The sequence below is a fragment of the Streptomyces hokutonensis genome (assembly GCF_042751305.1).
GTDB lineage: Bacteria > Actinomycetota > Actinomycetes > Streptomycetales > Streptomycetaceae > Streptomyces > Streptomyces hokutonensis_A.
Map to the genome: position 1 here is coordinate 434,539 of NZ_JBHYWD010000004.1, position 18,251 is coordinate 452,789.

The window sequence follows — 18,251 nt, forward strand, 5'->3', positions numbered from 1 at the left end:
GAACGTTCACGGGGGAAACGGAGGGAGTCTCCGTGAACCGCACACGTCCTGGAAAGAGCCGAAGAAGATGCGCGTCGAAATCTGGTCCGACATAGCGTGCCCCTGGTGTTATGTCGGAAAGGCCCGCTTCGAGAAGGCCCTCGACGCCTTCCCGCACCGCGACGGCGTCGAGGTCGTCCACCGGTCCTTCGAACTCGACCCGGGCCGCGCCAAGGGCGACATCCAGCCCGTGCTGAAGATGCTCACCAAGAAGTACGGCATGAGCGAGGCGCAGGCGCAGGCCGGCGAGAACAACCTCGGCGCGCAGGCCGCGGCCGAGGGTCTCGACTACCGCACCCACGACCGCGACCACGGCAACACCTTCGACATGCACCGCCTCCTCCACTTCGCCAAGGAGCAGGGCCGCCAGGACGAGCTGATCCAGGCGCTGTACAAGGCGAACTTCGCCGAGGAGCGGTCCGTCTTCGGCGACGACGAGCGCCTCGTCGAACTGGCCGTCGGCGCAGGCCTCGACGCGGACGCCGCCCGCAAGGTGCTGGCCGACCCGAGCGCCTACGCCGACGACGTCCGCGCCGACGAGCGCGAGGCCGCCGAACTGGGCGCGAACGGCGTGCCCTTCTTCGTCCTCGACCGCAAGTACGGCGTCTCCGGCGCCCAGCCCGCCGAGGTCTTCGCCCAGGCACTGACCCAGGCGTGGGGCGAGCACTCACCCCTCAAGCTGATCGACAACGGTGACGCGGAGGCCTGCGGCCCCGACGGCTGTGCGGTGCCGCAGGCCTGAAAGCCGCAGGTCAGGGGCGACGCATAAGCATCGCTTAGAGGATTCACGCAAAAACGCGCAATGGACGAGGGGCGCACGGCACCGCAGAGTGGAGCCATGGAGACCTTCGAGAGCCTCGTCCGCGCCGAGTTCGCCCCGAAGAACACCTACCTCAACACGGCGAGCACCGGCCTCCTCCCGAGGCGCACCGTCACCGCCATGCACACCGCCGTCGAGGCGGCCTCGGTCGGCACACCGACCGACATGTTCGACGACGTCGAGGCGTCCCGCGCCGCCTTCGCCCGCCTGTCGCGGGTGCCTGTCGGCCGGGTGGCGGCGGGCGCCTCGGTGGCGGTCTACAGCGGACTGATCGCCTCCTCGCTCCCGTCCGGGGCCGAAGTCCTCACCGCCGAGGCCGACTTCAGCTCGGTGGTGAACCCCTTCCACATGCGCGCCGACCTCAAGGTGCGCGCCGTGCCGCTGGAGCGGATCGCCGAGTCGGTACGCCCAGGCACCGCGCTCGTCGCGGTCAGCGCCGCCCAGTCCGCCGACGGCCGGATCGCCGACCTGCCCGCGCTCCGGGCGGCGGCACGCGAACACGGGGCGCGTACGTACGTCGACGCCTCGCAGGCCGCCGGCTGGCTGGACCTCGACGCGGACGCCCACGACTATGTCGCCGCCGTCGGCTTCAAGTGGCTCTTCTGCCCGCGCGGGGTCGCCTTCCTGGTCACCCCGGAGGACCTCGGCGACCTCAACCCGGTCTTCGCGGGCTGGGTCGCGGGGGAGGCCCCGTGGGACAGCTGCTACGGCCCGGTCGCCGAACTCGCCCACTCCGCCCGCCGGTTCGACGAGAGCCCGGCCCTCTTCTCCTACGCCGGCGCCCGCCACTCCCTCGCCCTGCTGGAGGAGTTGGGCGTGGCCGCCGTACGCACCCACGACCTCGCCCTGGCCGACCGCTTCCGCGCGGGCCTGGCCACCCTCGGCCACGAACCGATCCCGTCCCCGGGATCCCCGATCGTGTCGGTGCCCGGACTCGGGCGCAGGCAGGGCGAGTTGAGCGCGGCCGGAGTCGAAGTCTCCGACCGCGCCGGGAATTTGCGCGCCGCCCTCCACCTCTACAACACCCCCGAGGACGTCGACCGCCTGCTGGACGTCCTGTCCGGCTGACGCCAGGAAGGGCACCAGGGGGTGGTGCCGGTGCGGCCGACGGGCAGCAGCACGTCCGTACCATTCGCCGCCGATCCCGAGCTGCACCGACGGCTCGTGTACGGCGACGAGTCCGCGCTGACCGAGGCGTACCGGATCCACGGCGGCCTGGTGCGGGGAGTCGCCGCACGGGTCACCCGCAGCCCGGTCGCCGCCGAGGGCGTGGCACAGGAGGTCTTCGCCCAACTGTGGAGCAGGCCCTATGCCTTCGACGCGGGCCGCGGCCCTGGCCTGGCTCTGACGCCGTTCCTCATCCGACCGGCGTGAAGTCCCGCGCCCCGATGAACTCCGGTCGGCGCACCGGTGCCGCGAACGGCTCAACTGCCTTGTTCTCCACGCTGTTGAAGACGATGAAGACGTTGCTGCGCGGGAACGGGGTGATGTTGTCGCCGGAGCCGTGCATGCAGTTGCAGTCGAACCAGGTCGCCGAACCCGCCCTGCCCGTGAACAACTTGATGCCGTACTGGGAGGCCATGCCGGTCAGCGCCTCGTCGGACGGCGTGCCCGCGTCCTGCATCTGGAGCGACTGGCGGTAGTTGTCCTCGGGGGTCGCGCCCGCGCAGCCCAGGAACGTGCGGTGCGAGCCCGGCATGATCATGAGGCCGCCGTTGGTGTCGTGGTTCTCGGTGAGCGCGATCGACACGGACACGGTGCGCATGTTCGGCAGGCCGTCCTCGGCGTGCCAGGTCTCGAAGTCCGAGTGCCAGTAGAAGCCGCTCGCACCGAAGCCCGGCTTCACATTGATCCGGGACTGGTGGACGTACACGTCCGAACCGAGGATCTGCCGCGCCCGCCCGACGACCCGCTCGTCCCGCACGAGCCGCGCGAACACCTCGCTGATCCGGTGCACCTCGAAGACCGACCGGATCTCCTTCGACTTCGGCTCGACGATCGACCGTTCGTCGGCCCTGATCGCAGGGTCGACGACCAGTCGCTCCAACTCCCGCCGGTAGACGTCGACTTCGTCGTCGCGGAGGAGTTCCGGCATGGCGAGGAAGCCGTCGCGCTCGAAGGACTGGAGGTCGGCCGTCGGGATCGGTCCCGGGGTGTCGGGTGAGCCCCAGACGACGGGGTCCTTGCGCGGGACGGACACCTCGGTGGTGCCGCGGCTGGGGTACAGGTCGGTGACTGTGGTCGTCATGCTCGTCAGACCTCCTCGGGTTCGGTCAGCACCGGGTAGACGCCGTTCTCGTCGTGGTCCTCCCGTCCGGTGACGGGCGGGTTGAAGACACAGACGCAGCGGAAGTCCTCCTTGATCCGCATCGTGTGCCGCTCGTGTCCGTCGAGGAGGTACATGGTCCCGGGCGTGATCGTGTACGTCTGCCCGGTCTCGTTGTCGGTGAGTTCGGCCTCGCCCTCGACACAGACGACGGCCTCGACGTGGTTCGCGTACCACATCGACGTCTCGGTCCCCGCGTAGAGGACGGTCTCGTGGAGCGAGAAGCCGACCCGCTCCTTGGCGAGGACGATGCGCTTGCTCTCCCAGGTGCCGGACGCGGCCTTGATGTGCCGGTCGGTGCCTTCGAGTTCCTTGAACGAACGGACAATCACGGTGCTGTGACGCCTCCTTGACGTGGTGTCAGATGGTCGGGCTGTTCTTATGCGGTTTCGCGTACCGCGCGGGCGAGGATGCTGAGGCCCTCGTCCAGCTCTTCCGGGGTGATGGTCAGCGCGGGGAGGAGTTTCACGACCTCGCCCTGCGGGCCCGACGTCTCGACGAGCAGGCCGAGTTCGAAGGCGCGGGCGCAGATCCGGCCGGCGCGCTCGGGGTCCTTGAACTCGATGCCCCAGACCAGTCCGCGGCCCCGGTACTCCTTGATGTCGGCGAGGTTCTCCTCGGTGATGGAGATCAGCCCCTGCTCGACCTGTTCGCCGCGGGTCCTGGTCTGCTTCTCCATCGCGGAGCCGTCCGCCCAGTACGTCTCCAGGGCGGCGGTGGCGGTGACGAACGCCGGGTTGTTGCCGCGGAACGTGCCGTTGTGCTCGCCGGGCTCCCAGATGTCCAGCTCGGGCTTGAACAGGCACAGCGACATCGGAAGGCCGTAGCCGCTGATGGACTTGGAGACGGTGACGATGTCGGGGACGATCCCCGACTCCTCGAAGGAGAAGAACGCGCCGGTGCGGCCGCAGCCCATCTGGATGTCGTCGACGATCAGCAGCATGTCCTGGCGCTCGCACAACTCGGCGAGCGCGCGCAGCCATTCGGGGCGGGCGACGTTGATGCCGCCCTCGCCCTGCACGGACTCGACGATCACGGCGGCGGGCTTGTTGAGGCCGGAGCCCTGGTCCTCCAACAGCCGCTCGAACCACAGGAAGTCGGGGACCTGCCCGTCGAAGTAGTTGTCGAACGGCATCGGCGTGCCGTGCACCAGCGGGATACCGGCACCGGCCCGCTTGAAGGCGTTGCCGGTCACGGCGAGCGAGCCGAGTGACATCCCGTGGAAGGCGTTGGTGAAGGAGACGATCGCTTCCCGCCCCTTCACCTTCCGCGCCAGCTTCAGCGCGGACTCGACGGCGTTGGTGCCGGTCGGGCCCGGGAACATCACCTTGTACGGCAGGTCGCGGGGCCGCAGCACCAGGTCCTGGAAGGTCTGGAGGAAGGCACGCTTGGCACTGGTCGACATGTCGAGCCCGTGGGTGACGCCGTCGCGCTCCAGGTAGTCGATCAACGCCCTTTTCAGGACAGGGTTGTTGTGCCCGTAGTTGAGCGAGCCGGCGCCCGCGAAGAAGTCGAGGTAGGCGTGGCCGTCCTCGTCGTACATACGGCTGCCCCGGGCCCGGTCGAAGACGGTGGGCCAGCCGCGGCAGTAGCTGCGGACCTCGGACTCCAAGGTCTCGAAGACGCTGAGATCGGGCTGGGTGATGGTCACGCGAATCGCTCCTGAAGGGGTGTGGGGGGTTCTCGGAGGCCGGGGTCTCAGAGGCTCAACGGGCCGATCTGGTACAGCACTTCGGGGTCGTGCGGTCCGTCCGGGAAGTCACCGGCCTCGAAGAGGACCGTGCGCTCGACGGTCGCGCCGTGGCGTTCGGCGTACGAGGTGAAGAGGCGCTCGGACGCGGTGTTGCCGGGCGAGATCGTGGTCTCGATGCCGGTCACGCCGTACTCGGCGGCGACCCGCTCGGTGAGCCCGTCGAGCATCCGCGCGGCCAGCCCGCGGCCACGCTGCGCGGCCTCGACGGCGACCTGCCACACGAGCAGGGTGCCGGGCCGCTCCGGCGGGATGTAGCCGGTGACGAAACCGACCGGTTCCCCGCGCTCGTCCCGCACGACGGCGGAGGTGCCGGCGAAGTCCCGGCACCACAGCAGATAGCTGTACGACGAGTTCAGGTCGAGGGCGTTCGACTCCTTGGCAATACGCCAGAGCACGGCGCCGTCGGCCACCGTGGGGCGGTCTATTTGCAGGTCTGCTCGGGTGGCGGTCATGCAAATTGAATTTACCGAGGGAAATTCGAAATTGCATGGAGGGATGGGGTTACGTATGGGGCTGTGCTGTGTTATCACGCGTGCAAGCGCCGGGGGTTTGTGGCGTTTTGACCCACAGATAAGGGGCGAAACGGTCCGCTTGTGTAACGGGTCACAGGGGTGTAACCCTCACGAGATCTGCGCGAATTATTTGCGTTTAGGTGCGCGGAAATCGGGCAGGAGAATTCTGGAATTACATCGGAATTAGGCGCCGGTCATACCGCCGATGCTTTCCCGCAAGATATCGGCGTGCCCTGTGGCACGTTGAGCACGAACACCCCGCTGGAATCAGTTCCGTTCGGCCTCGGCGCCTGTGGCTGCGGACCTCCGCCACTTCCAGCCCGTCCGGCGTTTGAGGACGAGGCCGTTCAGACCGATCGGGGGTCCGGGGGCGGCGCCCCCGGGATACCTCGGCCGAGGGTTACCGCCACGCCCCGTCCACGGCGGCCCGAGCCCCCTCCAGGTCCACCTGCACCCCCTGCTCGGCCAGCGCAGCGCCCAGTGCTGCCAGAGAGTTCTGTACCGCGTCCGCCGTCGCGTCGATTCCGTAGTGGTTGACCCGGATCATCTCCTTCGACAGGGCGCCGCCGCCCGCTGCCAGGGGCAGGGCCGGGTTCGTCGCCAGGGCGCTTGCCACCAGGTCCGACGCGATGACGCCCGGCGGTGTCCTGAGCGTCGTGGCGACCGGTGCGGCCTCGGTCGCGTCGTGGACGTACGGCTCCAGGCCGCCGCCCAGGGCCAGGGCGCCCGCCCGTGTCGCCGCGGCCGCGACGGCGTGGCGGCGCATCACCGTGTCGAGGCCCGCCGCCTCGATCCGCTCGACGCATGCCTCCAGCGCCAGCATCTCCAACTGGGCCGGGGCGTGGAGGAGGGCCTTGCGGCCCGTGTCCACCCAGCGGTCCTTCCAGTCCAGGAGGGAGAGGTACGAGCGGCGCGGCGCCCCGGGGTTGGACGTCATACGGGCCCATGCCCGTGCGCTCACCGACACCGCCGAGACGCCCGCCGGGCCGCCCATCGCCTTCTGCGCGCCGATCACGCACAGGTCGACACCCCACGCGTCCGGCAGCACCGGCTCCGCGCCGACGGAGGCCACGGCGTCGAGGTAGAAGAGGGCGCCGTGCGCGCGTACGACCTCGCCGATCTCCGCGACCGGGTTGGTGTTGCCGGTCGCGGCCTCCGCGTGGACCAGGGAGACGAAGTCGATCTCGGGGCGCTCGGCGAAGGCTTCGCGGATCTGGTCCGCCGTCACCGCCGTGTGGAACGGGACCGCCAGGTCGATCACCTCGGCGCCGCAGTCCCGCAGCCAGTTCCCGAAGGTCTGCCCGTAGGGGCCGGTGATGACGTTCAGCGCGACCGTGCCCGGACCCGCCGTCGAACGGATCGCGCCCTCCAGCGGCAGCAACGCCTCCCCCTGCATGATCACGACATCCTGCTCGGTGCCGAGCAGCCGGGCCACCCGGTCCTCGATCGATGCGAAGTGCGCGGCGCTCAGCGGGGGCGGGTCGAGGAGGGGGTGCGTCACGGCTGTGCTCTTTCACTCGCGGGAGTCGATGAGAATGAGGGTAACCGGCGCCCCTGGGCCCCTCTGACCGGCGACTTCTTAGCCCGTACGGCCCCCTGACCGGCGTCTCACCACGAGCGGTCCGCCCAGCCCCTCCGAATAATCGGAAGCCACAGTTCCGTCACAGGAGGCCTCCGTGAACACGCTCCTCGGCCGCCGGGCCCGCACCCTGGCCGCCACCACCGCGACGGCCGCACTCGTCCTCGTGGCCGGCTGCACGTCGAGCGACAGCGGCGGCAGCGGTTCGAAGACCGCCGCCGGTGGCGTCGAACTCGTCAAGGCCGGTCAGCTCACCACCTGCACCCACCTGCCCTACCCGCCCTTCCAGTCCGAGATCGACGGCAAGGTGCAGGGCTTCGACGTCTCCCTCATCGACCTGGTCGCCAAGGACCTCGGCGTGAAGCAGGAGATCCTGGACACCCCGTTCGAGAACTTCAAGACCGGCGCCTTCCTCAACGCCGGCGAGTGCGACCTGGCCGCCGCCGGCATGACCATCACCGCCGAGCGCAAGAAGAACGTCGACTTCTCCGACCCGTACTTCGACGCCACGCAGGCCGTCCTCGTCGACAAGAAGAGCGGGATCGCCTCCCTCGCCGACGTGAAGGCCAAGGGCAAGAAGCTCGGCGCGCAGGCGCAGACCACCGGCGAGGACTACGCGAAGAGCAAGGGCTTCGATCCCGTCTCCTTCGAGTCCTCCGACGCCGTCCTCAACGGCCTGCGCACCGGCCAGGTCCAGGCCGTCATCATCGACTACCCGGTCGTCCAGGGCTGGCTCAAGACCAAGGCCAACGCCGACGCCTTCCAGGTCGTCGACAACCTCAACACCGGTGAGCAGTACGGCTTCACGGTCAAGAAGGGCAACACGAAACTCCTCGCCGCCATCAACAAGGCGATCAAGGACGCGAAGGCCGACGGGACGTACAAGAAGCTGTACGAGAAGTGGATCGGCCCGTACGACGCCTCGGCCGCCTCGCCCTCGGCCTCATGACCGATACGGATTTCCAACTCCAGCCCAGGGCACGAGGTCTGACACGACGTCAACGGCGCAGGCTGTCCAGGGGAGTTCAGTACACCGTGTTCCTCGGCGCGGTGATCGCCTTCGCGGTCACCGCCGACTGGGGGCGCCTGAAGAACCAGTTCGCGCAGTGGAGCATCGCCAAGCAGATGTTCCCCGACGTCATCACACTCGCGTTGAAGAACACCGTGCTCTACACCCTGTCCGGCTTCGTCTTGGGGCTGGTGCTGGGCATGATCGTCGCGCTGATGCGGCTGTCGTCCGTCGGCCCGTACCGCTGGCTCGCGGGGATCTACATCGAGATCTTCAGGGGCCTGCCCGCCCTGCTGATCTTCATCTTCGTCGGTGTCGCCGTACCCCTCGCCTTCCCGGGCACGGAGATCGTCGGCGGCACGTACGGCAAGGTCGCCCTCGCGCTCGGCCTGGTGTCCGCCGCGTACATGGCTGAGACGATCCGGGCCGGCATCCAGGCGGTGCCCAAGGGGCAGTTGGAGGCGGCCCGTTCGCTCGGCTTCTCGCAGGCACGGGCCATGGTGTCGATCGTCGTCCCGCAGGCGTTCCGGATCATCCTGCCGCCCCTCACCAACGAACTCGTCCTCCTCTTCAAGGACTCCTCCCTGGTCCTCTTCCTCGGCGTCACCCTGGAGGAGCGCGAACTGTCCAAATACGGCAGGGACTTGGCGAGTACGACGGCCAACTCCACGCCCATCCTGGTGGCGGGCCTGTGCTACCTCCTCGTCACGATCCCGCTGAGCCTCGTGGTGCGCCGCATGGAGACGAAGACCGGGGAGGCCGTCCGATGAGCGCGAGCATCGCACCGGAGATCCAAGTCCAGGGTCTGCACAAGTCGTTCGGCACCAACGAGGTGCTGCGCGGCATCGACCTGGAGATCGGGCAGGGCGAGGTCGTGTGCGTCATCGGCCCCTCCGGCTCGGGCAAGTCGACCCTGTTGCGCTGCGTGAACCTGCTCGAAGAACCCACAGCGGGGCGGGTGTTCGTCGGTGGCACCGAAGTCACCGACCCGGACGTGGACATCGACGCCGTACGTCGTCGTATCGGCATGGTCTTCCAGCAGTTCAACCTCTTCCCGCACCTGACCGTCACCGAGAACCTCACCCTGCCCCAACGCCGGGTCCTGCGCCGGGAAAAGGCGTCGGCGGAGAAGGTGGCCGCCGAGAACCTGCGGCGCGTGGGCCTGTCCGAGAAGGCCGCCGCCTACCCCGCGTCCCTCTCCGGCGGCCAGCAGCAACGCGTCGCGATCGCACGGGCGTTGGCGATGGACCCCGAGGTGATGCTCTTCGACGAACCGACCTCGGCGCTCGACCCGGAGCTGGTCGGGGACGTGCTGGCGGTCATGCGGATGCTCGCCAACGAGGGCATGACCATGATGGTGGTCACCCACGAGATGACGTTCGCGCGCGAGGTGGCCGACCGGGTGGTGTTCATGGACGGCGGGGTGATCATCGAGGACGGTACGCCGGACCGGGTCATCGCCAACCCGACACACGAACGCACGCGCCACTTCCTGTCACGCCTGCTGGACCCGGCGATGGCCGAGGTGCAGGACGAGGACAGCGCCCCTTGAGGGGACCCGCACCCGACGAACTATCGTGCGTCCCATGAGCGATCAACCGGTGCTGCACGTAAAGGGCCGGGTCCTGGTGGGCCCCGAGGACATCCGCGACGAACTCTGGGTGATCGACGGCCGCATCTCCTACGACCGTCCCGTCGCCGCCGATGACATCCGCACGGTCGACGGCTGGACCCTCCCCGGCCTCGTCGACGCCCACTGCCATGTGGGCCTCGGCCCCCACGGCCCCGTCGACGCGGCCACCGCCGAGACACAGGCCCTCACCGACCGCGACGCCGGCACCCTGCTGCTGCGCGACGCCGGCTCGCCGTCCGACACCCGCTGGACCGACGACCGCTCGGACCTCCCGAAGATCATCCGCGCCGGCCGGCACATCGCCCGCACCCGCCGCTACATCCGCAACTTCGCCCACGAGATCGAACCGGACGAACTCGTCGCCTACGTCGGCCAGGAAGCCCAACGCGGGGACGGCTGGGTCAAGTTGGTCGGCGACTGGATCGACCGCGACCTCGGCGACCTGTCGGCCTGCTGGCCGCGCGACGCGGTCGAGGCGGCGATCGCCGAGGCCCACCGGCTCGGTGCGCGTGTCACCGCGCACTGTTTCGCCGAGGACGCGTTGCGCGACCTGGTCGAGGCGGGCATCGACTGCATCGAGCACGCGACCGGCCTCACCGAGGACCTCATCCCGCTGTTCGTCTCGCGGGGAGTGGCGATCGTCCCGACCCTCGTGAACATCGCGACCTTCCCCGACCTCGCCGCGGGCGGCGAGAGCAGATACCCGAGCTGGTCGGCCCACATGCGTCGGCTGTACGAGCGGCGCTACGACACGGTGCGCGCCGCCTACGACGCCGGCGTCCCGGTGTACGTCGGGACCGACGCGGGCGGTTCCCTGGCCCACGGCCTGGTCGCCGCCGAGGTCGCCGAACTCGTCACCGCCGGCATCCCCGCCGTGGAGGCGCTCTCCGCCACCGCGTGGGGTGCGCGGCGGTGGCTCGGGCGGCCAGGGCTCGAGGAGGGCGCGTCGGCGGACTTCGTCGTGTACGAGGCGGACCCGCGCGCCGATGTGCGCGTCCTGGCGTCGCCGCGACGGGTGGTGCTGAACGGGCTGGTGGTCGAATAGTCGCCAGCCGATTCGAATGCGTTCACGGAAAACCCACGATGGGGTGAAGTGACGCGGGATCGCTGACGGTTCACTCTTCGTGGGTAATTCTTACCGGGTCCCAAGCATGTCTCTTCTGGGGGTCCCACACCTTGAACGGCACCAACTTCCGCATGCCCGCACGCCGTTGGGCCACCGTCGCCACGGCCACCGTGCTCGCCGCCGGTCCCGTGACGCTGGCCGGCGCGGGGTCCGCCCACGCGACCACCGACCAGGGTCGCGCGAGCGCCGTCGTCCTGCGCACCGGGCTCGATGTGTCCCTGCTCAACAAGACGGTGGATGTCCCGCTCTCCGTCTCCCTCAACGAGGTGCAGGCACCGCAGAGTGCCGAAAAGACCGCGCTCAGCGCCCAGTTGGACGGGGTGAACGGCGGGCAGCCCTTCAGTGTGCTCAGCGCGGATGTCGCCACGGCGAAGGCGACGGTGTCCGCGACGAAGGCCGAGGGGTACACCGACCTCGCCCATGTCCGGCTCCATGTGCCCGGGTTGCCGTTGCTCTCGCTCATCGAGGTCGACGCGGTCACGTCCAAGGCGACGTGTGAGGCGGGGAAGGCGCCGGTCGCCACGTCGCATCTGCCGGGGTTGGTGACGGTGCTCGGTAAGCGCGTCACGGTGACTGCCAGTGGTCCTACGGAGGTTCAGGTGCCGGGGGTGGGGTCGGTGCGCCTCGACTGGTCCAAGACCTCGACCACGTCTCGTACGGCCGCTGCGACCGCGCTCCAACTCAAGGTGTCCGTCAACCCGTTGAAGCTGAACGTGGCGGATGTGGAGGGGACGGTGACGTTGGCAAAGGCGACGTGCGAGTCACCGTCACCGGCGCCGGATGTGAAGCCGCAGGGCGCTCCGGTGGAGGAGGGGTTGGCCGAGACGGGGGGTAGCTCCATGATGCCGTACATCGCGGGCGGGGCGGTGCTGATGCTGGCGCTCGGCGGGGCAGCGGTGATCACGGCGCGCCGCCGTCGAGGCTGAGCCAACTACCTTTCCCACCCACCCACCCACCCACCCACCCGTCTCGGTTGGTTGAGAAGTGGGCCTCAAAAGACCCCTCCTCTCACTTCCCCGACAACGTCACCGCCTGGTCCAGTGCCTGCAAGAAGCGGTTGACCGTCGCCCGGTCCCGTACCGCCAGCCGTAGCCACTCCTCGCCCAACCCCGGAAACGTGTCCCCGCGACGAACGGCGAAGCCCAGGTCGCGCAGGTGCCGTCGGACGGCGACCGCGTTGGGGACGCGGACGAGGACGAAGGGGCCCTCGGCGGGTTCCATGACCTGGAGGCCGTCGGGGGCGAACTCGGTGAGGCCGGCGACGAGATGGGCGCGGTCGGCGGCGATGCGGTGGGCCGCGTGGGCGGCCTCCGTGAGGGCCGCTGCGTCCATGCACGCCTCCGCCGCGGCGAGCGCGGGCGTGGACACCGGCCACAGCGGCTGGGCCCGTTCGAGTTCGGCGATCGTCTCGGGATCGGCCAGGACGTAGCCGACCCGCAGCCCCGCCAGACCCCAGGTCTTCGTCAGGCTGCGCAGCACCACCAGGCCGGGGATGTCGGTCCGGCCCGCGAGTGCCTCGCGCTCACCCGGCACCGCGTCCATGAACGCCTCGTCCACCACCAACGTCCGCCCCGGACGGGCCAGTCGGGCGATCGAAGCGGCCGGGTGGAGGACCGACGTGGGGTTCGTCGGGTTGCCGACCAGCACCAGGTCCGCGCCCTCGGGGACGGCCCCCGGGGTCAGCCGGAAACCGTCCGCCTCCCGCAGCAGCACCCGCTCCACCGCGTGCCCCGCGTCCCGCAGCGCCGCCTCCGGCTCCGTGAACTGCGGGTGCACGACCACCGGCTGACGGACCTTCAGCGCCCGGGCGAGCAGCACGAACGCCTCGGCGGCCCCCGCCGTCAGCAGCACGCGGTCCACCGGCAGCCCGTGCCGCGCCGCGACCGCCGCCCGCGCCGCCCGCCCGTCGGGGTAGGCGGCGAGGCCGGTCAGCGAGTCGGTTATTCGCTCGCGCAGCCACGCGGGGGGCGTGTCCGCGCGGACGTTCACCGCGAGGTCGGTCAACCGGGCGCCGTCGTCCCGGACCTCGGCGTCACCGTGATGACGGAGGTCATGGGTTTCGCGCGCGGGATCGTGGGCTCTGTCAGTGTGCATGTGCGTGCCCACCATGATGGTGATGCCCGTGGTGGTGACCGTCGTGGCCGTCGTCGTCCGGATGGAAGTGCGGCTGCTGCGGCTGCCCCACCTTGTCCTCGAAACCGGGCAGCGCGATGCGGTACACGCACGAGTCGCAGTTCATCCGCAAATCACCCTTGACCGCCTCCCGGTACCGCTCCATCACCAGGTCGAGCAACTCCGGCTCCGGACCGATGACTTCGGCCGACCGTACCTCGGTCTCCGGGTGCGCCGCCGCCCAGCCCTCCGTCTGCTGCCGCACCCGGTCCGGCAGGATGCCCGTGAACAGGAAGTACGGCAGCACGACGATCCGCCGCGCGCCCAGCTTCACACACCGGTCAAGACCGCTCGGCACGTCCGGTGCCGCCAGCGACACGAAGGCCGGTTCCACGCCCGCGTAGCCGCGCCCCTCCCACAGCAGCCGCGCCGCCTTGTGCACCTCGGCGTTGGCGTCCGGGTCCGTCGACCCGCGCCCCACAAGGAGCACGGTCACGTCACTCCGGTCCTCGGGCGTGCGCACCGACTCGCCGAGCGCCTCGTCGAGCCGCCGCTCCAGCACCTTCAGCAGCGACGGGTGCGGGCCCAGCGGACGGCCGTACGTGTAGGAGATCCCCGCGTGCCGCTCCTTCTCCCGGGCCAGCGCCGCCGGGATGTCCCCCTTGGCGTGCCCGGCGGACACCAGCATCAGCGGTACGGCGGCGAACCGGCGCACCCCGCGCTCCACCAGCTCGGTCACCGCGTCGCCCAGCGGCGGCGGCGACAGCTCGATGAACCCGCCCGCGACAGGCAGTTCGGGGTGACGGCGGCCCAACTCCCGTACGAAGGACCGGAACGCCTCGGCTCCGGCCTCGTCCCGGGTGCCGTGTCCGGCGATGAGCAGGGCGGGCGGCGGGGTGGTCACGATTTCTCCTCGGACGGTGAAGTGGGGTGGTACAGCAGGGCGTTGAGGGCGGCCGCGGCGACCGCCGAGCCGCCCTTCTCGGACACGTTGCTCACGGCGGGCAGCCCGCTCTCGCGCAGCGCGGCCTTGGACTCGACCGCGCCGACGAAACCGACGGGCAGCCCGATGACGAGTGCGGGGGAGGCGTCAAGCGTCAGCAACTCCTCCAGTGCGGTGGGCGCGTTGCCGATCACCCACAGGGCGCCGGGCCCGACCTCCTCGAAGGCGAGCCGGATCGCGTGCGCCGAACGCGTCAGCCCGGGACCGGACTTGGCGTCCTTCAGCCGGCACACGGTCTTGAGCTGCGTGATCCCGGCCGCGACCATCGCCACGTCCACGACCACCGGCGCCCCCGCGTGCAGCGCGCTGTGTGCCTTCGCCAACTCGCCCTCGTCCAGGACGAGATCGGTCGCGTACTCCAGATCGGCCGCGGAGTGGACGACCCGCTCCACGACCGCGCGGGTCAGCGGCGGGAGGTGCGAGGTGTCCAGCCGGGCGCGCATCCGCCGGTACGACTCCACCTCGATGGGATGCACCACACGGTCCACGGGGGTCACTTGGCGCCCTCCTCTGCTGCCCGATCCGCCTGCCAGCGGTACCCGCGCGGTGTCACCATGCGTCCGGCGACGTCCCGGGTCGCCGTGTTGCCCACGGTCACCACTGTCATCATGTCGACCGTCGCCGGATCCAGCGCCGCCAGTGTCGTCAGTCGGCTGGATTCGTCCGGCCGCGAGGCGTTCCGTACGACACCGACCGGCGTGGCCGGCTCCCGGTGCTCGGCGAGGATCGCGAGGGCCTTGGGGAGCTGCCAATCCCGGCCCCGGCTGCGGGGGTTGTAGAACGTCACCACGATGTCCGCCTCGGCCGCCGCCCGCACCCGCCGCTCGATGATCTCCCACGGCGTGTGCAGATCGGAGAGGCTGATGGAGACGTGGTCGTGGCCGAGGGGCGCCCCGAGGATCGCGGCGGCGGCCAACGCGGCGGTCACGCCCGGGACTCCGACCACGTCGATGTCGTCCGAGGCCTCCGCCAGCGCGGGCGAGGCCATCGCGTACACCCCGGCGTCACCGCTGCCGATCAGCGCGACCGCCTGCCCCTTCCGCGCCTCGGCGACGGCGGTACGGGCCCGCTCCTCCTCGGCGCCGAGCCCCGACTCCAGGACCAGCGTCCCGGGCCGCAGCAGATCGCGGATCTGGTCGACGTACTGGTCGAGCCCCACGAGTACGGCGGCGTGCCGGAGTTCGGCCTTGGCGCGCGGGGTGAGCAGGTCCCGGGCGCCGGGTCCCAGCCCGACCACCGCGAGCCGGCCGCGCGCGAGCCGACGTACGACGGCACAGGTCGCCATCGCCGGCTGCCCGTCGGCACGCTCCGACTTCCGCTTGGGGACGAGGAGTTCGCCGCCCCGCACGAGAGCCGCGGCCTCCGCCACCGACGGTGTGCCCACGGCGGCGAGCGGCGCCTCTGAGGGGTTGGGCACCTCCACGGCCGCCAACTCCGCGGCGGAGTAGGTCACCAGAGGCACTCCGAGTCGCTGTGCCGCCTCGACGATGCCGGGCTCGTCCGATTTGGCGTCCACGGTGGCGAGTTCGGCGAGGGACTTCAACGAAAGCCCCGCGTCACGCACCGCGCCCTCGATGAGCCCCACCACCTCGTCCGCCGGGGCACCCTTGGACGCGCCGACCCCGACGACCAGCGACGGCGGCCGGAGTACGACCTCACGCTCGGCGGGTGCGACGAGTGCGCGATCGGTGACCCTGATGACGTAGGAGCCGTTGGCGGACACCTTCAGCGGCGGCAGCGGCCACGCCAACTCGGCGTCCAGGGCGACCGGTTCGCCGTCGAGCAGGGCCCGCGACACCCCGGCCACATCGCCCTCCACCGGGAACCCGAGGGTATCGAGGCCGGGCACACCGACCGCGTCCGTGGCCGTGGTCACGACTGGCTGTGCGGTCAACAACTCGCCCACTTCCACGGCGAGTTCATTGGCCCCGCCGCCGTGCCCGCCGACCAGCGAGACGGCGAAGCGTCCGCCCTCGTCGACGCACACGACCCCCGGGTCGGTCCGCTTGTCGCCCAACAGCGGGGCGATCAGGCGTACTACGGCTCCCGTTGCGAGGAAACAGACGAGCTGCTCGCACTCCGCGAACGCGGCCCGGACGGCGTCCCCGACGGGACCGTCGTACACGCGCGTACGGTCCGGCCACGCGGCGGCCAGCCGGTCGCGTGCCGTCGCTCCCGCCGCGGTGGCGGAGATGAGGCCGATCACGAGGTAACTCCTTCATCCAAAAAGGGGGTTCGAACCCCCCACAGCAGAAAAACGGGATTGGTGGCCGCCAGCCGGGTCACGTTCCCCGGCAGCGGCGCGAGCCGGGACGACTGGAGCAGCACCCCGTCGACCACGAACCCGGCACCGCCGAGCGCCTCGCGCACCGCCGGTACCCGGTCCAGCGCGGCCATCGCGACGACCACGGTCCGCCGGGCCCGGCGCGCGCACGCGGTGACGATGGCGGGCAGTTCGCGCCCGCCGCCGCCGACGAACACGGCGTCGGGGTCGTCGAGGTCGGACAGCACGGTCGGCGCCGCCCCGTGCACGGTGTGCACGTCGACGCCGTGCGCCTCGGCGTTGGCACGGATCCGCTCGACACCGTCCCGGGTCTTCTCGACGGCGGTGACGGCGGCGCCGAGCCGCGCGCACTCCACGGCCACGGAACCGGAGCCCGAGCCGACGTCCCAGACCAGTTCGCCGAGCCGGGGTCCGAGTCGGGCCAGCGCCAGCGCCCGTACCTCGAACTTGGTGATCATCGAGTCCCGGTGCTCGAACTCCCGCTCGTCCAGCGCCCATTGGGCAGGACCCACGGCAGCCCCGGCGACCGTCCGTACGGCACCGAGAACGCGGGTCTCGTCCAGGCAGAGGACCACACTCACCGCCGTACCCCAGTCCCGGGCGGCGGCCTCGGCCGGCGTGACCCGCTCCACCTGTTCCTCCCCAGTGCCCAGCGCGGACGCGACGACCAGGACACGCCCGGTGGTGCGGTGGGTGAGAGCGGCGCCCAGTTCGGAGGGCCCGGCTCCGGGTCCGGTGAGCACGGCGACCTTGGGATGCGCGCGGCACGCGTTGACCGCCGTACGCAGATCGCGTCCGTGCGCGCTGACCACGACGGCGTCGTCCCAGGTCAGGCCGAGCCGGGCGAAGGCGGTGGCGACGGAGGAGACACCGGGGCGGACGTCGAGGGCGTCGGCGCCGAACCGTTCCGCCAGCGCCCGGACGATCCCGAAGAACCCGGGGTCGCCCGAGGCCAGCACGACGACCGGCTCGCCCTTCCCGACGTACGCCTCGATGGTGTCGAGGGCGGGCGCGAGCGGGCCGAGGACGATCTGCTCGGCGCCGTCCGGGAGCCTGGCGGCGGCCAGATGACGCCGGCCGCCGACGACGAGCCGGGCAGCGGCGAGCACATCGTCCGCCACCGGCGCCCCCGTCCCCGTACCGACGACCGTGATCACGTGTTCGCACCCCGCGAGCGCAGGGCCCGGCGGGCCTCCGGGTCGGCCTTGCGGTAGCCGTGGAAGTGGCCGGGGTGGTAGAGGTGCGAGCGGGTGCCGTGGGCGTCGAGGGCCGGGCCGACCAGGAAGAGGGTGTGCTTCCAGAGCTTGTGCTCCTTGACCGTCTCCTCCAGCGTGGCGATCGTGCACTTCACGATCAGTTCCTCGGGCCAGGTCGCCTGGTAGGCGACGACGACCGGGGTGTCCGTCGGATAGCCGCCCTCCAGCAGCTCCCGCACCAACTGCCCGCTGCGCGCGGCCGACAGGAAGATCGCCATCGTCGTACCGTGGCGCGCGAACTCCCGCACCTCCTCGCCCGGCGGCATCGGCGTCTTGCCGCCGCCGAGCCGGGTGAGAACGACGGACTGCGCGACCTCCGGGATCGTCAGCTCGCGCTGCGCGAGAGCGGCGACGGCGGAGAAGGCCGAGACACCCGGAATGATCTCGGTCGCGATGCCGATCCCGGCGCATCGGTCGAGCTGTTCCTGCGTGCCGCCCCAGAGGGCCGGGTCGCCGGAGTGAATGCGCGCGACGCGCAGGCCTTCCGCGGCGGCCCGCTCGTAGACGGCGACGACGTCCTCCAGGGACATCGTCGCCGAGTCCAGGATCTCGGCGCCCTCGCGCGCGTGGTCGAGGACCTCCGCCTGGACCAGGCTGGCCGCCCAGATCACGACGTCGGCCTCGGCGATGGCGCGCGCGGCACGGAACGTCAGCAGATCGGCGGCGCCGGGACCGGCACCGACGAAGGTCACCTTGCCGGTGGGGGTATCGGCGGCGGCATCGGCCATGGGGTCGGATCCTCTCAAGCGGGACAAACAGAACGGGAACGTCAGTGCATGTGGGGGTGGAGTGGCCCAGG

At 70.6% G+C, this 18,251-nt stretch carries 19 protein-coding genes; 8 read left to right on the forward strand and 11 right to left on the reverse strand.

The features are described from left to right. Positions 1 to 67 precede the first annotated feature (67 nt). The 3 genes from ACFXC1_RS14370 to ACFXC1_RS14380 all read left to right on the forward strand — a co-directional run bounded on the left by ACFXC1_RS14370 (position 68) and on the right by ACFXC1_RS14380 (position 2,233). A complete protein-coding gene (locus ACFXC1_RS14370; protein WP_381242540.1) occupies positions 68 to 781 on the forward strand; it encodes a DsbA family oxidoreductase in 714 nt (237 codons plus the stop codon). 96 nt (positions 782 to 877) lie between these two features. Continuing rightward, positions 878 to 1,927, forward strand: a complete 1,050-nt coding sequence (locus ACFXC1_RS14375; RefSeq protein WP_381242542.1) for an aminotransferase class V-fold PLP-dependent enzyme — start codon at positions 878 to 880, stop codon at positions 1,925 to 1,927. Between the two features lie 30 nt (positions 1,928 to 1,957). Next, the gene (locus tag ACFXC1_RS14380) at positions 1,958 to 2,233 is read left to right on the forward strand and encodes an RNA polymerase sigma factor (protein WP_381242544.1); all 276 of its coding nucleotides are present in this window, start codon (positions 1,958 to 1,960) and stop codon (positions 2,231 to 2,233) included. Here ACFXC1_RS14380 and thpD read toward each other — a convergent pair. From thpD to ACFXC1_RS14405, 5 genes are all read right to left on the reverse strand, one after another. Further along, positions 2,217 to 3,107, reverse strand: a complete 891-nt coding sequence (gene thpD, locus ACFXC1_RS14385; RefSeq protein WP_381242546.1) for an ectoine hydroxylase — start codon at positions 3,105 to 3,107, stop codon at positions 2,217 to 2,219. The two genes, ACFXC1_RS14380 and thpD, sit on opposite strands and share 17 nt — an antisense overlap. Positions 3,108 to 3,112: 5 nt before the next feature. Then, positions 3,113 to 3,517 carry an ectoine synthase gene (locus ACFXC1_RS14390; protein WP_381242548.1) on the reverse strand — a complete coding sequence of 135 codons (405 nt, stop codon included), beginning with the start codon at positions 3,515 to 3,517 and terminating at the stop codon, positions 3,113 to 3,115. 47 nt (positions 3,518 to 3,564) lie between these two features. Further along, the gene (gene ectB, locus ACFXC1_RS14395) at positions 3,565 to 4,836 is read right to left on the reverse strand and encodes a diaminobutyrate--2-oxoglutarate transaminase (RefSeq protein ID WP_381242550.1); all 1,272 of its coding nucleotides are present in this window, start codon (positions 4,834 to 4,836) and stop codon (positions 3,565 to 3,567) included. 47 nt (positions 4,837 to 4,883) lie between these two features. Further along, positions 4,884 to 5,390, reverse strand: a complete 507-nt coding sequence (gene ectA, locus ACFXC1_RS14400) for a diaminobutyrate acetyltransferase (RefSeq protein ID WP_381242552.1) — start codon at positions 5,388 to 5,390, stop codon at positions 4,884 to 4,886. A gap of 460 nt (positions 5,391 to 5,850) precedes the next feature. Continuing rightward, positions 5,851 to 6,951, reverse strand: coding sequence for a pyridoxal-phosphate-dependent aminotransferase family protein (locus ACFXC1_RS14405; protein WP_381242554.1), 1,101 nt, complete (start codon positions 6,949 to 6,951; stop codon positions 5,851 to 5,853). A gap of 175 nt (positions 6,952 to 7,126) precedes the next feature. Between ACFXC1_RS14405 and ACFXC1_RS14410 the strand changes: the two genes are divergently transcribed. From ACFXC1_RS14410 to ACFXC1_RS14430, 5 genes are all read left to right on the forward strand, one after another. Continuing rightward, a complete protein-coding gene (locus ACFXC1_RS14410) occupies positions 7,127 to 7,978 on the forward strand; it encodes a transporter substrate-binding domain-containing protein (protein ID WP_381242556.1) in 852 nt (283 codons plus the stop codon). Further along, on the forward strand, positions 7,975 to 8,808 hold the full coding sequence (locus ACFXC1_RS14415; protein WP_381242558.1) for an amino acid ABC transporter permease: 834 nt from the start codon (positions 7,975 to 7,977) through the stop codon (positions 8,806 to 8,808). Before ACFXC1_RS14410 ends, ACFXC1_RS14415 begins: the two co-directional genes overlap by 4 nt. After that, entirely contained in the window at positions 8,805 to 9,590 is a 786-nt protein-coding gene (locus tag ACFXC1_RS14420; protein WP_381242559.1) for an amino acid ABC transporter ATP-binding protein, read from the forward strand. Before ACFXC1_RS14415 ends, ACFXC1_RS14420 begins: the two co-directional genes overlap by 4 nt. A 34-nt stretch (positions 9,591 to 9,624) precedes the next feature. Further along, entirely contained in the window at positions 9,625 to 10,716 is a 1,092-nt protein-coding gene (locus tag ACFXC1_RS14425) for an amidohydrolase family protein (protein ID WP_381242561.1), read from the forward strand. Positions 10,717 to 10,847: 131 nt separating this feature from the next. Next, positions 10,848 to 11,723, forward strand: a complete 876-nt coding sequence (locus ACFXC1_RS14430; protein ID WP_381242563.1) for an SCO1860 family LAETG-anchored protein — start codon at positions 10,848 to 10,850, stop codon at positions 11,721 to 11,723. 82 nt (positions 11,724 to 11,805) lie between these two features. On the opposite strand, the gene cobC is transcribed toward ACFXC1_RS14430, so the two are convergent. From cobC to cobM, 6 genes are read right to left on the reverse strand one after another with little or no spacing between them, the layout of a single operon-like run. Next, the gene (gene cobC, locus ACFXC1_RS14435; RefSeq protein ID WP_381242565.1) at positions 11,806 to 12,891 is read right to left on the reverse strand and encodes an Rv2231c family pyridoxal phosphate-dependent protein CobC; all 1,086 of its coding nucleotides are present in this window, start codon (positions 12,889 to 12,891) and stop codon (positions 11,806 to 11,808) included. After that, positions 12,881 to 13,813 carry a sirohydrochlorin chelatase gene (locus ACFXC1_RS14440; RefSeq protein WP_381242567.1) on the reverse strand — a complete coding sequence of 311 codons (933 nt, stop codon included), beginning with the start codon at positions 13,811 to 13,813 and terminating at the stop codon, positions 12,881 to 12,883. The genes cobC and ACFXC1_RS14440 overlap by 11 nt, the downstream gene beginning before the upstream one ends. Continuing rightward, a complete protein-coding gene (locus ACFXC1_RS14445) occupies positions 13,810 to 14,400 on the reverse strand; it encodes a precorrin-8X methylmutase (RefSeq protein ID WP_381242712.1) in 591 nt (196 codons plus the stop codon). Before ACFXC1_RS14445 ends, ACFXC1_RS14440 begins: the two co-directional genes overlap by 4 nt. Positions 14,401 to 14,405: 5 nt before the next feature. After that, complete coding sequence (gene cobJ, locus ACFXC1_RS14450) at positions 14,406 to 16,118, reverse strand: precorrin-3B C(17)-methyltransferase (protein WP_381242569.1); 1,713 nt, start codon at positions 16,116 to 16,118, stop codon at positions 14,406 to 14,408. After that, positions 16,115 to 17,353, reverse strand: a complete 1,239-nt coding sequence (gene cbiE, locus ACFXC1_RS14455; protein WP_381242571.1) for a precorrin-6y C5,15-methyltransferase (decarboxylating) subunit CbiE — start codon at positions 17,351 to 17,353, stop codon at positions 16,115 to 16,117. The genes cobJ and cbiE overlap by 4 nt, the downstream gene beginning before the upstream one ends. After that, positions 17,350 to 18,180, reverse strand: a complete 831-nt coding sequence (cobM, locus tag ACFXC1_RS14460) for a precorrin-4 C(11)-methyltransferase (protein ID WP_381242573.1) — start codon at positions 18,178 to 18,180, stop codon at positions 17,350 to 17,352. The genes cbiE and cobM overlap by 4 nt, the downstream gene beginning before the upstream one ends. Positions 18,181 to 18,251: the final 71 nt, after the last annotated feature.

Coding starts and splice junctions, on each gene's coding strand:
- ACFXC1_RS14370 (WP_381242540.1), top strand. CDS start 68: ATGCGCGTCGAAATCTGGTCCGACATAGCGTGCCCCTGGTGTTATGTC.
- ACFXC1_RS14375 (WP_381242542.1), top strand. CDS start 878: ATGGAGACCTTCGAGAGCCTCGTCCGCGCCGAGTTCGCCCCGAAGAAC.
- thpD (WP_381242546.1), bottom strand. CDS start 3,107: ATGACGACCACAGTCACCGACCTGTACCCCAGCCGCGGCACCACCGAG.
- ectA (WP_381242552.1), bottom strand. CDS start 5,390: ATGACCGCCACCCGAGCAGACCTGCAAATAGACCGCCCCACGGTGGCC.
- ACFXC1_RS14415 (WP_381242558.1), top strand. CDS start 7,975: ATGACCGATACGGATTTCCAACTCCAGCCCAGGGCACGAGGTCTGACA.
- ACFXC1_RS14420 (WP_381242559.1), top strand. CDS start 8,805: ATGAGCGCGAGCATCGCACCGGAGATCCAAGTCCAGGGTCTGCACAAG.
- ACFXC1_RS14425 (WP_381242561.1), top strand. CDS start 9,625: ATGAGCGATCAACCGGTGCTGCACGTAAAGGGCCGGGTCCTGGTGGGC.
- cobC (WP_381242565.1), bottom strand. CDS start 12,891: ATGCACACTGACAGAGCCCACGATCCCGCGCGCGAAACCCATGACCTC.
- cobM (WP_381242573.1), bottom strand. CDS start 18,180: ATGGCCGATGCCGCCGCCGATACCCCCACCGGCAAGGTGACCTTCGTC.